Raw genomic sequence first — 13,615 nt, forward strand, 5'->3', positions numbered from 1 at the left:
AAGGATAGGAGCCGGAAGCACACGGCTTCCGGCTCCTTGGATGATCCTTCGCGAACCCTCGGCGATTCCTGCGGACCGGTGGTTATCGCTGGCTTTCCACCGTGTTGGAGCCGGCCGCCACGTGGTTACGCCAACTGTGCTCGGGTTCGAAACCGAGCAGGCGCCGCGCCTTGTCGATGGACAGCATCGTTTCGTGCTCTCCCAGGTCCTTGGTGACCTTGACGCCGGGAAAGACCTCTTCCGCCAGGCTGGCGCTTGACCGGCTCATCACCGTGTCAGCGTTGGCGATGATGAAGGCTTCGAACCCTGGTTTGGCGTTCTCCAGCGCACGTACTACGGCCTGCGCGCCGTCCCTGCCGTCGATATAGCCCCACAGGTTCCACTTCCGCAGCGTCGCGTCGGCGTCGAAGGAGGGGAATTTGGCGTAGTCGGCCTCGTCCATGACGTTGGAGAACCGCAGGCCGGTGATGCTCAGTTCGGGGTCCCACCGCGTCATCTCCACAGCCATCTGCTCCTCCAGCGTCTTCACCAGCGAGTAGGTGCTTTCCGGCCGCGGCGGGTACTCCTCATCCACCGGGATGTAGGGCGGGTCGATGTCGAACGGCAGCCCCAGGACCGTCTCGCTGGAGGCGTACACCACCTTCTTGATGCCGGCGCGCCGCGCCGCCTGGAAGACGTTGTAGGTGGACAGCATGTTGTTTTCGAAGGTGGCTGCGTCCGGAAGGATGCCCGGGGCGGGAATGGCACCCAGGTGCACCACGGCGTCGAACCCGTCATGCCGGTCATCAACGCCCAGCAGCGCGTCCACCACCTGGCCGTAGTTGCGCAGGTCAACCACCAGCAGTTCCGGGCTGCGGGCACCCGCACGGTCCAGGGTGAGGACCTGGTGGCCGTCGCCTGTCAGCCGGCGCACCACGTGCCGCCCCAGTTTTCCGCTTCCGCCTGTAACGGCAATTCTCATCACTGTTTCCTTTTGCTCGAGTGCGTTCACCGTGCGGTGTTTTCGGTCAGGACGGGGGTTGCGGGGCTGCAAGGAACTTTTCGACGGCGGCGATTGCCAGTGCAGTTATCCCGCCCGGGTCCCCGCTGCCGTTGACGGACACAAGAATGCCCCGGCCCGCGTACACCGAGACTACTTCATGCGTCTGGCGGTGGTAGAGGTCCAGCCGGCGCCTGAAGACGTCGATGGTGTCATCCGTGCGCCCCTGCTCCAGGGCGCGGCGGTGCATCCGCTGCTCCAGTTCCTCGTCGGGCGCCTGCAGTTCGATCACGGCGTCCAGCGCATGCCCCTGTGCCTCAAGCATGCGGTCGAGTTCCAGTACCTGTTGAGCTGTCCGCGGATAGCCGTCCAGCAGGAACCCGTGCATCGCGTCGCTTTCGAGGAGACGGTTCTTGACCAGCGCGTTGGTGAGGTGGTCCGGTACGAAATGGCCGTCATCCAGGTACCGGGCGGCCTGGTTCCCCAGGTCGGTCTGTTGGCTGACGTTGCTCCGGAAAATATCCCCGGTGGAAACGGCAGGGACCCGGAAGTGCCGCGCGAGGTGTTCGGCCTGGGTTCCCTTGCCGGACCCTGGTGGTCCAATGATGAGCAGCCTGGTCATGTTCCTGTCCCTCCGCCGCTGAGCAGCCCCTGGTCCCGCGGCCAGCCCGCAGCAGCACCGGCGCCTGCTTCATTGTGCCGGTATGCCCGGCCCCGCGCCAGCCTTTGCCCGCTCCGGGGCAGCCATATATGACGCTTTGGGCGGCACGGGGATGTATATACTTCTGGTTATCGGTTTAGCAGCAGGCCGTTGGAAAGTTCGTCGATCCAGCGACCATCACCGGCTCCCCGCCCAGTTGCGGGGTGTTGGCGTGTTGCCGGCTCGTTTTGACCTGAGCGAATGGCACCAGAAAATCGTGGCCAGCGAGTCAACAGCAAAAACCGATACATCCATCACTGAGCACCTGCATGAACTTGTCCTCAACAGCTCCGACGTTGAGGACTTCCTTAATGAACTGGCACAGGTCTCCGCACGCAATCTCTCCGAGCCCGGCGACGAAATGCTGTGCGCCATCACCCTCCTCCGGCAACGCAAGGCCGCCACGGTCGCCAGCAGCAGCCCGGATGCAAAGTCCATCGGACGGCTTGAACACAGGTACAGCGACACCCCGGGCCTCACGGCTTCCACGGCCCAGGAGATCGTGCACGCTCCGGACCTCACCGCGGATGGCCGCTGGCCTGAGTACGCCGCCGCCGCGACTGCCGAGGGGATCCGCTCCGTGGCGGCGGTTCCGTTCCGGCTTGAGGGGGAAACCAAGGCATCGCTGCTGCTGTACTCCCGCCGCCCGCACCGGTTCGAGGGCCGCGTGCTGAAGTTTGCCGAGGATTTCGTCGGCCAGACCTCGCTGGCGCTCCGCCTTGCGGTGCGGTTCGCGCACTACAGCGAAACGGCCGCGAACCTTCGGGCCACCCTTGAGTCCCGCACGGTCATTGACATGGCTGTCGGCATCATCATGGCCCAGAACCGGTGCAGCCAGCAGGAAGCCTTCGACATCCTGAAGACCGCTTCCAGCACCCGGAACACCAAGTTGCATGATGTGGCCGCCGCGGTCGTCAACGCCCTGGGCCAGGGCCCGGCGCGCACGCATTACGACGGCTAGTGGCCATCTTTTGCGTCGGTCATGCCGGCAGCGTTCCCGCAGGTAGACTGGTGCCAACTTTTCGCCGGGGGGCTTGATGGAACAGCAGCGTGTTTGCCTTGTCGTGGAGGATGACGACGATATCCGCGGACTGATCGAAGTGGTCCTGTCGCGCGCGGGCTTTGAGGTCAGGATGGTGGGCACGGGGGCCGAGGCCATTGCCGCCGCGGCTGATCCCGCCATCGCCCTGGTGACCCTGGACGTTGGGCTGCCGGATATGGACGGGTACGTGGTGGCCCGCGCCATCCGCGCCCTTACCAGCGCGCCCCTGCTGTTCCTCACGGCCCGTTCCGAGCAGGACGACGTGCTGGCCGGCATGGCATCGGGGGCCGCGGGGTACCTCACCAAGCCTTTCCGTCCGCAGGAGCTCAGGGAGCTCGCCGTACAACTGGTGACACCGCCGCCGGTTTCCCAGGAGCCGCACATAACGGGCAAACCCGCCTGCTAAGTTCGCCTCCTGGAAATGAGGCATGACACCTCAGCGGACCGCGGTGGTGAGCAAACGGCGACGGCGGCATACCGTCGTCGCCGTTTGTCCGCTTGACCCCTACTTCGAAAGGAAGGCCAGCAGCGCTTCGTTGACCTCCGCGGCGTGCGTCCAGAGCAGGCCGTGCGGTGCACCCTCGATCTCCACGTACTCGGCACTCGGCAGGGCCTTGGCGAACAGCCGGCCGGTGGAATCGATGGGCAGGATGTTGTCAGCGGTGCCGTGCAGGATCAGCGCCGGAACATCGATCTTGGGGATGTCCTGGCGGAAATCCGTAAGCCAGGTGGGCTGCGCTGCGACAGAAGCATGCGCTCCGGCGCCGGCAGCCAGGTTCCAGCTGGCGTTGACGGCTTCCTGGCTGAGCCGCGGGGTGCCCAGGAAGGTGTCGGAGTTGTAGAAGTTCTTGAAGAATTCGGTGAAGAAGGCGTAGCGGTCGGCGGTGACCGCTTCCTTGAGGCCGTCGAACACGTCCTGCGGGACGCCGTCGGGGTTGTCATCGGTCTTGAGCAGGAAGGGCTCCAGGGACCCGAGGAACGCCGCGCGGGCCACGCGGGCCGAGCCGTACGTACCGAGGTAGCGGCCCACCTCTCCCGTGCCCATGGAGAAGCCCACCAGCACCACGTTGTTCAGGTCCAGGGTGTTGAGCAGGGTGTTGAGGTCCGCTGCGAAGGTGTCGTAGTCGTAGCCCTCGGTGGGCTTGCTGGATTTTCCGAAGCCTCGGCGGTCATAGGTGATGACACGGTACCCGGCATCCAGGAGGGCGGCGGTCTGCTTTTCCCAGGATGATCCGTCCAGCGGGTAGCCATGGATCAGCACGACGGGCTGGCCGGAGCCGTGGTCCTCGTAGTAGAGCTCGATGTCAGTGCTGTTCTCGGTACCTACGCTAATGAAAGCCATGGAGGCAAGTTCCTTTCGAGACTGATCTGATCGGAGCGGTCCGGCGGAACGCCGGGCCCTGCACCTCCTACTCTAGGGGGCGGCCCCCGCTCCAGCAGCCTCGATTCGTCGCGCCATTCGGTGCCCGCGGCGGCCTGGATGCGCTGCTGTGAAGTAGTGTGACACTATATGCGCATGAATGCAGATAGTAATGCTTGCTCACTGAAGGCGGACAGCCAGTACGTGGAATTGGCCGTGGAGGTCTTTGCCATGCTGGCGGACGCCACCAGGGTGCGGATCATTTTGGCCCTCCGTGACGGCGAGATGGCGGTGGGTGCCCTGGCGGACGTGGTGGGCAAGTCCCCCGCCGCCGTGTCCCAGCATCTGGCCAAGATGCGGCTGGCAAGAATGGTTTCCACGCGGCAGGACGGGACCCGGGTGCTCTACCGGCTGGAAAATGAACACGCGCGGCAGTTGGTGGCGGACGCCATCTTCCAGGCCGAGCATGCACTCGGCGGCGAACCTGCCCACCACCGCGCTCCCCACAAGCAGGTCCCCCACAACCAGGGCTTCGTCCACACCGGACAGGGGAACGCGTCGTGAGCGGCCCGCACCGCGGGTCAACGCACGCCCACGGCCACCCGCACGGGACGGACCACGGCGGCCACCAGCACGACCACGGACACGACCACGACCACGACCACGACCACGACCACGACCACGGGCATCATCACCACACCGGCTTCAAGGGCTGGCTGATGGAGCTCTTCGTTCCGCACACGCATGACGCCGCAGATTCCATTGACGATGCCATGGAGGCCAGCACCGAGGGCATCAGGGCGCTGAAGATCAGCATGTTCGTCCTGCTGGCCACGACGGCGCTGCAGTTCCTGGTGGTCCTGTTCAGCAGTTCGGTGGCCCTGCTCGCGGACACCATCCACAACTTCTCGGACGCCCTGACCGCGGTGCCCCTGTGGGTGGCCTTCATCCTGGGACGCAGGGCCGCCACCCGCCGCTACACGTATGGCTACGGCAGGGCTGAGGACCTGGCCGGACTGTTCATCGTGGCCGTGGTGGCCCTCTCCGCAGTGGTGGCCGGCTGGCAGTCCGTGGACCGGCTGATCCATCCCCAGCCGCTGCAAAACCTCGGCTGGGTCATCGCCGCCGGCCTGATCGGCTTCGCCGGGAATGAGGCCGTGGCAATCTACCGCATCCGGGTTGGCCGGAGGATCGGTTCCGCGGCGCTCGTGGCGGACGGTGTGCATGCCAGGACGGATGGCTTCACTTCGCTCGCGGTGGTCATCGGAGCGGTGGGGGTCATGATGGGTTTCCCGCTGGCTGATCCGATCGTCGGGCTGATCATCTCCGCTGCCATCATGGTCCTGCTGTGGGGAACGGTCCGCAGCATTGGGCGCCGGCTCATGGATGGCATCGAGCCGGACCTGGTGTCGCGTGCCGAAGCCGCGCTGGCGGCGACGCCGGGCGTCCTGGCAGTCCGGCAACTGCAGCTGCGGTGGTCCGGGCACCGGTTGCAGGGCTCGGCACGGATTGACCTGGCGGACACGGAATTGTCCCGGGCGGAAGCGGTCCTTGAAAGCGCCGAACACCGACTGCGTCATGCACTGCCCAAGCTGGACCACGTGCTCCTGGTTCCAGGCACCCGGCGCTAAAGGCCGCCTACGCAGAAGTGACCCGGCCGGGCAGCGCCGGCCGGGTCACTTCCCGGGTTTTGCTTTGAGGCCTCTAGGCCCGCGCAGCCTTGCCGGGCAGGGCCAGCTTGAAGACCTTGGCCCAGGACGAACCCACCTGCTTCAGCAGCGGGCCGGTGGTGTACTTCAGGCCATAGCGCTGGCAGATCTCGCGGACCTTGGGCGCCACCTCGGCGTACCGGTTGGAGGGCAGGTCGGGGAAAAGGTGGTGCTCGATCTGGTGCGAGAGGTTGCCGGTCATGAGGTGCATGAACTTGGAGCCCGAGATGTTCGCCGAGCCGATCATCTGCCGCACGTACCAGTCACCGCGGGTTTCGCCGTCAACCATCTCTTCGGTGAAGGTGTCGGTTCCTTCCGGGAAGTGGCCGCAGAAGATAACCGCGTGGGCCCACACATTGCGGACGGCGTTGGCAGTGATCGTGCCGAACAGCGCCTGCTTGCCGGATCCGGTCAGCATGGCGACGGCAGGAGTGGCCGCGTAGTCCTTGGTGAACTGGGTAACGACTTTCTTGCCCAGCGCCTTGAGGTCCTTGAGCAGGGCTTCCTTGGACTTGGTGCCTTCCTTGTACTCGGTCAGCTCGAGGTCGTAGATGGCGATGCCCCACTCGAAAACCGGCGCCAGGATGGCATTGAACAGCGGGTTGGCCAGGTTGATGGGCTTCCACGGCTGGTTCTCGTCCATGCGCAGAAGGTTGTATCCGACGTCGTTGTCCTTGCCCACCACGTTGGTCCAGCGGTGGTGCAGGTCATTGTGGGTGTGCTGCCAGGACCGCGAGGGCGTGACGAAGTCCCATTCCCAGGTGGTGGAGTGGATGTCCGGGTCCCGCATCCAGTCCCACTGGCCGTGCAGGATGTTGTGGCCCAGCTCCATGTTTTCCAGGATCTTGGCCAGGCTCAGCAGGGTGGTGCCGGTAACCCAGGCGGCTTTGTTCTTGCTGACCAGGAGGGCGGCGCGGCCGGAAATCTCCAGGCCGCGCTGGATCTTGATCATCCGGCGGATGTAGGCAGCATCCTCGGCCCCGCGCTTGGCCAGGACCTCGTCCCGGATGGCGTCCAGTTCGCGGCCGAGTTCAGCTACCTGCTCGTCGCTGAGGTGTGCGGCGGCCGGCGGGCGGACGGTAGGGCTGCCGGATTCGGCGAGTTTGCCCGGGCGCGTCCGTGAGGTGCCGGCGCTGGCTCCTCCGGCGGCCGTGGTCTTTGTGGGTGAGATGACAGTCATACGGTACTGCTCCTCAGAGTTCGAGGTTGACGGGTCCGGCGGCTGCCGAGACACACGTTTGGATAAGTTGGCCTGGTTCGCCATGGATTTCCCCGGTCCGCAGGTCGCGGACCTGGCCGGCCAGGAGCGGTGTGAGGCAGCTGTGGCAGATGCCCATCCGGCAGCCGCTGGGCATCAGCACCCCGGCGTCCTCGCCGATGTCCAGGATGGGGGTGTCGCCGTCGGCCTCCACCTCCCGGTCCGAGGCTTCGAAGGTGACCAAGCCGCCGTCGTGCCCTACACCGGCGTTGAAGGTGGTGTTGAAGCGCTCGATCATGAGGTTGCCGGCGTCTCCGGCAACGGCGACGTCGGTCCCCGGCGCCCGGGTGGTCAGCGCAGCGCGCTTCCAGAGGGCCTCGGCGTCGTCCAGGAAGCTGTCCGGACCGCAGGCGTAGGCAGCCCGGTCCTTCCAGTCGGGGCAGATTTCGTCCAGCTCCTTGGTGCTGGAGAAGTCCATCCGCCCCTGTTCACCGGTGTACCAGTGGGCCAGGCGGAAGTTGGGGAACTGGTCCGCGAGTTCGGCCAGCTCTTCACGGAACAGGCTGTCGCCCGGAGTGCGTGCGGAGTGGACCAGCACGACGTCGGCATCCGGACGCCGCGGCACAAGCGTACGGATCATGGACATCACCGGGGTGATGCCACTGCCCGCCGTAACCATCAGCAGGGGCCGGGGGTGTTCAGGAAGCACGAAGTCGCCCTGCGGCGGAGCCAGGAACAGGACATCGCCGGGCTTGGTGGTGCGCACCAGCGTGCCGGACACGGCGCCGACGTCCGTGACGGTGATGGCAGGATCCTTGCCTGCCGGAGCGCTGAGCGAATAGGAGCGCCAGTGCCGGACGCCGTCCAGTTCGACGCCGATGCGGGCCCACTGACCGGCAAGGTGCGCCTTCCAGCCGCGGCCGGGGCGGAAGAAGATGGTGGCCGACTGGGCCGTCTCCTGGACCACGCGGGTGACCACGCCGCGCAGTTGCCTGGCTGAGTAGACAGGGTTGAAAAGTGCCAGAATGTCTTCCGGCGCCAAAGGGGTGGTAAGCACTGAGGCCGCCTGGGCCAGCTGACGTAGCCGGATCATACGGTTAAGCCTAGAGCGGTGCGAGCCATATATCTCTCTCTCCGTCATATGACCGTTCCGCAGTCACACACTAGTTAAGGGCGCGAAGCCCCCACGCCGCACTATAAGAGTAACGGTTCGGTCTCACAAATTGTTCCCGCACCTGGTTTCCGCACCTTATTGGCGGCTCCAGCCCAGGGCCGGGGCGACGTGCCCGGCGATGTTTCCCAGCAGCTTGGCGTTGAAGTCCACGCCCAATTGGTTGGGAACGGTCAGCAGCAGGGTGTCCGCTGCCTGCACTGCCGTATCGGCTGCGAGTTGTTCCGCCAGGAGGTCCGGCGCGCCCACGTAGCTCTTGCCGAACCTGGCAGTCAGTCCGTCGATAACGCCCACCTGGTCGCGGCCGTCACGAAGGGCGCTGCCGGCGAAGTAGTAGTTGTCCTCCTCATCCACGATGGGAAGGACGCTGCGGCTGACCGAAACACGCGGGGCATGGGTATGTCCTGCTGCCGCCCACGCGTCCCTGAACAGCTGGATCTGTTCGGCCTGGAGTTCATGGAAGGGGACACCGGTGTCCTCGGTGAGCAGTGTGGAGCTCATCAGGTTCATGCCCAGTTCCGCGGCCCAGACGGCGGTCTTCCTGCTGCCGGCGCCCCACCAGATCCGTTCCGCGAGGCCCGGGGACTGGGGCTGGACGGGGAGGAGGCCGGTGGCGCCGCCGGCGTACCTGGGGTCCGCCTCAGCCATGCCGGCACCCGTGATGGCCTTGCGGAAGACGGCGGTGTGGCGCCGGGCCATGTCGGCGTCGGTCTCCCCCGCCTGCGGCCGGTAGCCGAATGCCGACGCGCCTTCCCGGGCCGGCTCGGGTGACCCGCGGCTGATGCCCAACTGCAGCCTGCCACCGCTGATCAGGTCTGCCGCTGCAGCCTCCTCCGCCATGTACAGGGGATTTTCGTAGCGCATGTCGATGACGCCGGTGCCAATTTCGATCCGGCGGGTGCGGGCGGCGATGGCTGACAGGAGTGGGAAAGGTGATGCCTGCTGCCTGGCGAAGTGGTGGACCCGGAAGAATGCCCCGTCCACGCCGAGTTCTTCAGCGGCAACCGCCAGTTCGATCCCCTGGAGCAGGGCGTCCGCCGCCGTCCTGGTGCGCGAGCCCTGGCCGGGGCCCCAGTGGCCGAATGAAAGGAATCCTATGCGCTGCATACCTTGCCCAACTGTCCGGATACCGGTGGCATTCCCGGCTGGAATGATGGCTCCGTGGGCATTCCGGAGGAAACCGTCAGTATTTTCAAGGCCATTGTGTTGTTCGTGCTGGCCGCGGCAGCGGAGATCGGCGGCGCCTGGCTGGTGTGGCAGTCCGTCCGCGAAGGCAGGGACTGGTGGTGGGCCGGACTTGGCGTGGTCGCACTCGGCGCCTACGGCTTCGTGGCCACCCTGCAGCCGGACGCGCACTTCGGCCGGATCCTGGCGGCCTATGGCGGGGTGTTTGTGGCAGGTTCCCTGGCATGGGGCATGGTCTTTGACGGCTTCCGCCCCGACAGGTGGGATATCACAGGCTCCCTGGTTTGCCTGCTGGGTGTTGCCGTGATCATGTTTGCCCCGCGGAGCGGCGGCTAAACTGGCCCGGTGACCAACAGTGAGCAGCCGCCCGGCCCGCCCCCGCGCGGAAAAATGGCCGAACGGCTGCTCCCCGGCGGCGAGGAACCGGACCCCCGCTTCACGCTTGCCAACGAGCGCACCTTCCTCGCCTGGATCCGCACGTCGCTGGCGCTGCTGGCAGGCGGCATTGCCGTTGAGGCGTTCACGTCCGGACTTTTTGTTGAGCCTGTCCGTAAAGGCCTTGCGGTCCTCCTGCTGCTGCTGGGCATGATGCTCAGCGGTGGTGCCGCGGTGCGGTGGCTTCGGGTGGAGCGGAGCATGCGCACCAGGGCCCCGCTGCCCCTGCCGTTTTTTGTGCCCCTGTTGGCCGGGGCAGGGGCGTTGGCTGCCGCCGTCGTCCTGGTCTTTATCCTCTGGCGCTGAGCCTGTGGCAGCCCATGTTCCCAGCCCCCACGGCGATCCCGGCCTCCAGCCCGAGCGGACCGCCCTGGCATGGGGCCGCACCATGCTGGCGTTGGTGACGGCGAGCGCCTTCTTCCTGCGCTGGCTACCCGTCTACGGGTTACCCATCCTGATGCTGCCGGCGATTTCCGGCGGCGCCGCCCTTGCCATCTACCTCACGCAGCGCCGCCGGTACCGGGCCAGGTCCCATGGCCTGGCAGGCGAAAGCATCGAAGCGGACCTGCCTGCCGTGCTCTGGACCGCTCTCGCCGGAGTGGTCCTTGGCGGACTTGGCATTGTTGTGGTCCTGATCAGTCCGTAGAACACAGCCAGCCCCTGGAACACAGCCGGTTCCTAGAACATCGGCAGGACGAAGCCGGCCAGGAGCGCTACCGAGCCGATCGCCGTCAGGCAGCGGCCCAGGACCGAGGCTGTCCTGCCGGCTTCCTCCGGCGCGGTGGTCTGCCACTGCGTTGGGCGCTTGGGGTGGTAGTAGATGGGGAGGGTGTCTCCCGCCGCCATGTCCCTGATGTCGTAGGGAGACATGGGGGCGTTGTGGACCTGGTGCTTCCGGTCGAACCAGCGGAACCCCACGCCGGTGGAATCGGAGTACACCACGGCCTCGGCCACGTCCCAGGGGTGCACGAAGCGGCGGAGGAAGCCGGTGTAGAAAAGCAGTCCCAGCCCGGCGGGCAGGCACAACCAGGTGAGCACTTCCAGGATGGGACCTGCCATATCGAGCGCAGTGGGCATGAAGTTGATGGTACCGCGCGGGGACTGGTGGCTTCAGCACCTGATCCGTACGCTGAAGGTGACCGGTCCGGAGTTAGGGGAAGCCATGAATGATCAGGACATTTTGACGCACATCCAGGCCCTGGTGGAGGAGGAGCACTCGCTGCGCGAGGGATCGGGCAGCGGGCAGGCCCCGGACCCGGCGCGGTTGAAGTACGTGGAAGAAAGCCTGGACCAGTGCTGGGACCTGCTGCGCCAGCGCCGGGCCAAGAAGGATTCCGGGGAGAACCCGAACGACGCCGAGGCCCGCCCCATCAGCGAGGTTGAGGGCTACCGGCAGTAATGCGTATTGCAGTAGCGCAGATCATCAGCGGTGCAGACACCGCCGCCAACCTTGAACTGATGTGGGACTACGCCGCGCAGGCCAGTAATGCGGACGCGCAGTTGGTTGTCTTTCCCGAAGCGACGATGCGCGCGTTCGGGCACTCCCTCAGGGACATTGCCGAGCCCCTCGACGGCCCGTGGGCCAGCGAGGTCCGCAGGATGGCCCGGGAGCTGGAGATCACGATTGTGGCCGGCATGTTCACGCCGGGGAAGGACGGCCGCGTCCGCAACACGCTGCTGGTCACCGGACCCGGTGTGGATGCTTCCTACGACAAGATCCACCTCTTCGATGCCTTTGGGTTCACGGAGTCCAGGACAGTGGACGCAGGGGAAGGGCCGGTTACGTTCGAACTGGACGGGACCGTCTTCGGCCTTGCCACCTGCTACGACGTGCGCTTTCCCGGCCTGTTCACGGCAAACGCGAACGCGGGGGCGCAGGTGAACATCGTGTGCGCTTCCTGGGGCGCCGGGGAGGGCAAGGCCGAGCAGTGGGACCTGCTGGTTCGCGCACGGGCGCTGGACAGCACCGCGTTCGTGATTGCCTGCGGCCAAGGGGATCCCGAAACCGTCGGCGCTGGTCCCGCCGGAACAGCACCCACGGGAATCGGCCACAGCGCGGTTGTGACCCCACTCGGCAAACCGCTGGTGACCCTTGGCGGAAAACCCGAACTCGCCGTCGTCGATATTGACCCCGCCACGGTGGCCGACGTACGGGCCAACCTGCCGGTCCTGGCCAACGCGCGCAGGTTCTGACCCTGTGAGCTGCCGTTCATAGCTCTGAAACAGAAGGCCAAGCAGGGTACGACGGCGTTTCTCACCTTAGGTGCGCTGCGTCGCCTGTGCCGGCGGGGAAGTTTTGGGAAGGTGCCAGCGTGGGTGGCTCCGGCCAGAGAAGCCGTTTACATTCCCGAAACATACCGGATACGTGAACTTCACGCGGGAGCGATTTGTGTAACGTGCCTGCAACTTTAAGCGGCATTGACTGAAACACGCGACGCCAAAAATGGATCCCGGGGGAAATGCTTGGGGCCAAAACAGGCCCCGGACCAAGATCACGTTGCGAAGGGACCCACCGGTGGAAATCACTGCCCAACACGTCTGGCTGATGATTTCGGCCGCCATGGTACTGCTGATGACCCCTGGGCTCGGCCTCTTCTACGGCGGCATGACCCGCGCCAAGGCCGCGCTGAACATGATCATGATGAGCTTCATCTCCGCCGGGATCGTGGGCGTGGTGTGGGTTCTCTGGGGTTACTCCATGACTACCGGAGACGGCATCCTGGGGCTCTTCGGCAATCCCTTCACGAGTTTCGGCCTGCAGAACCTGATGGGCTCGCCGGACCTCCTCAAGGCCGGTTACAGCGCCACCTTCGCCATCATCACCGTGGCCCTGATCAGCGGCGCCATCGCCGACCGCGCGAAGTTCAGCGCATGGGCACTGTTCGTTCCCGTGTGGATCACCCTGATCTACTGCCCTCTCGCCTACATGATCTGGGGTGGCGGGCTGATGAGTGCAGGCGGGGCCGTCACCGCAATCTTCGGCCAGGTCATCGATTTCGCCGGTGGCGCCGTGGTGGAAATCAGTTCAGGAACTGCCGCGCTGGTGCTGGCCATCATCGTGGGCCAGCGCCACGGCTTCGCTAAGGACCCCAATCACCGCCCCCACAACCTGCCCTTCATCATGCTGGGCGCGGCCATCCTGTGGTTCGGCTGGTTTGGCTTCAATGGCGGCGCCGCAACCAGCGCTGAACAGGCCGGCCTCATCTGGATCAACACGCTGGTGGCCCCCGCCGCGGCCATGCTCACCTGGCTCATCACCGAAAAGATCCGCCACGGGCACCCCACCTCCCTGGGCGCCGCCTCCGGCGTTGTGGCCGGCCTTGTGGCCATCACCCCTTCCTGCGCCAACGTCAGCCCGGTGGCAGCAATCGGCCTGGGCCTGGTGGCGGGAGCGGCATGCTGCGTATTCGTGGACCTCAAGTACCGGTTCGGCCTTGATGACTCCCTCGACGTGGTGGGCGTCCACCTGGGGGCCGGCCTCATTGGCACCCTGTCCCTGGGATTCATCGCCCTCCCCGTGAACGGCCAGGGCGGCGGCCTCTTCTACGGCGGCGGTGTCCAGCAGCTCATCGCCCAGACAGCCGCCGTCGTCATCACCTTGCTGCTGTCCGGACTTGGCACGGCGGTCATTGCGCGGATCATCAACAAGGCGGTGGGCTTCCGCGTCAGCCACGAGGCCGAGACCGCCGGCGTGGACCTGTCCGAGCACGCCGAGACCGCCTACGCGTTCGGCGAGATCGGAGCAGGCTTCAACCCCCTGCGCCAGGCAGCTGCGCACATCCCGACCGCTGCTGCTCCCGCGGAGCGGCACGCCCGGGAAGACTCCTTCGCGTAGC

Annotated in this window: 17 protein-coding genes; 10 read left to right on the plus strand and 7 right to left on the minus strand. The window is 65.9% G+C overall.

What is annotated here, in order from left to right:
- Positions 1–82: 82 nt before the first annotated feature.
- Entirely contained in the window at positions 83–961 is an 879-nt protein-coding gene (locus OUO20_RS14135) for an NAD-dependent epimerase/dehydratase family protein (protein WP_018770582.1), read from the minus strand.
- A 46-nt stretch (positions 962–1,007) separates the two neighbouring features.
- The gene (locus OUO20_RS14140) at positions 1,008–1,601 is read right to left on the minus strand and encodes an adenylate kinase (protein WP_056391456.1); all 594 of its coding nucleotides are present in this window, start codon (positions 1,599–1,601) and stop codon (positions 1,008–1,010) included.
- Between the two features lie 295 nt (positions 1,602–1,896).
- Between OUO20_RS14140 and OUO20_RS14145 the strand changes: the two genes are divergently transcribed.
- Entirely contained in the window at positions 1,897–2,640 is a 744-nt protein-coding gene (locus OUO20_RS14145) for a GAF and ANTAR domain-containing protein (protein WP_268001990.1), read from the plus strand.
- A gap of 76 nt (positions 2,641–2,716) precedes the next feature.
- A complete protein-coding gene (locus OUO20_RS14150; protein WP_134165453.1) occupies positions 2,717–3,127 on the plus strand; it encodes a response regulator transcription factor in 411 nt (136 codons plus the stop codon).
- A 99-nt stretch (positions 3,128–3,226) separates the two neighbouring features.
- Here the strand turns inward: OUO20_RS14150 and OUO20_RS14155 are convergent, their stop codons facing one another.
- Positions 3,227–4,063 carry an alpha/beta fold hydrolase gene (locus tag OUO20_RS14155; RefSeq protein ID WP_268001991.1) on the minus strand — a complete coding sequence of 279 codons (837 nt, stop codon included), beginning with the start codon at positions 4,061–4,063 and terminating at the stop codon, positions 3,227–3,229.
- Positions 4,064–4,237: 174 nt separating this feature from the next.
- On the opposite strand from OUO20_RS14155, the gene OUO20_RS14160 reads away from it, so the two are divergent.
- Both OUO20_RS14160 and OUO20_RS14165 read left to right on the plus strand, forming a co-directional pair.
- Positions 4,238–4,645 (plus strand): ArsR/SmtB family transcription factor, encoded by a 408-nt coding sequence (locus OUO20_RS14160; protein WP_235509800.1) that lies wholly within the window; start codon positions 4,238–4,240, stop codon positions 4,643–4,645.
- Positions 4,646–4,800: 155 nt separating this feature from the next.
- Positions 4,801–5,712: a cation diffusion facilitator family transporter gene (locus OUO20_RS14165; protein ID WP_442781140.1), complete on the plus strand. Its 912-nt coding sequence runs from the start codon at positions 4,801–4,803 to the stop codon at positions 5,710–5,712.
- Between the two features lie 73 nt (positions 5,713–5,785).
- Here the strand turns inward: OUO20_RS14165 and OUO20_RS14170 are convergent, their stop codons facing one another.
- The 3 genes from OUO20_RS14170 to OUO20_RS14180 all read right to left on the minus strand — a co-directional run bounded on the left by OUO20_RS14170 (position 5,786) and on the right by OUO20_RS14180 (position 9,266).
- The gene (locus OUO20_RS14170) at positions 5,786–6,970 is read right to left on the minus strand and encodes a fatty acid desaturase family protein (RefSeq protein WP_056391468.1); all 1,185 of its coding nucleotides are present in this window, start codon (positions 6,968–6,970) and stop codon (positions 5,786–5,788) included.
- Between the two features lie 13 nt (positions 6,971–6,983).
- Positions 6,984–8,081, minus strand: a complete 1,098-nt coding sequence (locus OUO20_RS14175) for a ferredoxin reductase (RefSeq protein WP_056391470.1) — start codon at positions 8,079–8,081, stop codon at positions 6,984–6,986.
- A gap of 156 nt (positions 8,082–8,237) precedes the next feature.
- A complete protein-coding gene (locus OUO20_RS14180; RefSeq protein WP_268001993.1) occupies positions 8,238–9,266 on the minus strand; it encodes an LLM class flavin-dependent oxidoreductase in 1,029 nt (342 codons plus the stop codon).
- A 54-nt stretch (positions 9,267–9,320) separates the two neighbouring features.
- On the opposite strand from OUO20_RS14180, the gene OUO20_RS14185 reads away from it, so the two are divergent.
- Genes OUO20_RS14185 through OUO20_RS14195 form a run of 3 tightly spaced genes read left to right on the plus strand, consistent with a single transcriptional unit; the run spans position 9,321 to position 10,425 of the window.
- Entirely contained in the window at positions 9,321–9,680 is a 360-nt protein-coding gene (locus OUO20_RS14185; RefSeq protein ID WP_268001994.1) for a YnfA family protein, read from the plus strand.
- A 9-nt stretch (positions 9,681–9,689) separates the two neighbouring features.
- Positions 9,690–10,085 (plus strand): YidH family protein, encoded by a 396-nt coding sequence (locus OUO20_RS14190; protein WP_056391475.1) that lies wholly within the window; start codon positions 9,690–9,692, stop codon positions 10,083–10,085.
- 4 nt (positions 10,086–10,089) lie between these two features.
- Complete coding sequence (locus tag OUO20_RS14195; RefSeq protein WP_018770595.1) at positions 10,090–10,425, plus strand: DUF202 domain-containing protein; 336 nt, start codon at positions 10,090–10,092, stop codon at positions 10,423–10,425.
- Positions 10,426–10,457: 32 nt separating this feature from the next.
- Here OUO20_RS14195 and OUO20_RS14200 read toward each other — a convergent pair whose 3' ends face one another.
- The gene (locus OUO20_RS14200) at positions 10,458–10,856 is read right to left on the minus strand and encodes a hypothetical protein (RefSeq protein WP_018770596.1); all 399 of its coding nucleotides are present in this window, start codon (positions 10,854–10,856) and stop codon (positions 10,458–10,460) included.
- Positions 10,857–10,941: 85 nt separating this feature from the next.
- Here OUO20_RS14200 and OUO20_RS14205 point away from each other — a divergent pair, with 85 nt between their 5' ends.
- The 3 genes from OUO20_RS14205 to OUO20_RS14215 all read left to right on the plus strand — a co-directional run bounded on the left by OUO20_RS14205 (position 10,942) and on the right by OUO20_RS14215 (position 13,614).
- Positions 10,942–11,178, plus strand: a complete 237-nt coding sequence (locus OUO20_RS14205; protein WP_026265973.1) for a DUF2630 family protein — start codon at positions 10,942–10,944, stop codon at positions 11,176–11,178.
- Positions 11,178–11,972, plus strand: coding sequence for a carbon-nitrogen hydrolase family protein (locus OUO20_RS14210; RefSeq protein ID WP_268001995.1), 795 nt, complete (start codon positions 11,178–11,180; stop codon positions 11,970–11,972). Before OUO20_RS14205 ends, OUO20_RS14210 begins: the two co-directional genes overlap by 1 nt.
- 322 nt (positions 11,973–12,294) lie before the next feature.
- A complete protein-coding gene (locus OUO20_RS14215; protein ID WP_056391480.1) occupies positions 12,295–13,614 on the plus strand; it encodes an ammonium transporter in 1,320 nt (439 codons plus the stop codon).
- Position 13,615 lies beyond the last annotated feature (1 nt).

This window comes from Arthrobacter sp. FX8 (assembly GCF_026723805.1).
GTDB lineage: Bacteria > Actinomycetota > Actinomycetes > Actinomycetales > Micrococcaceae > Arthrobacter.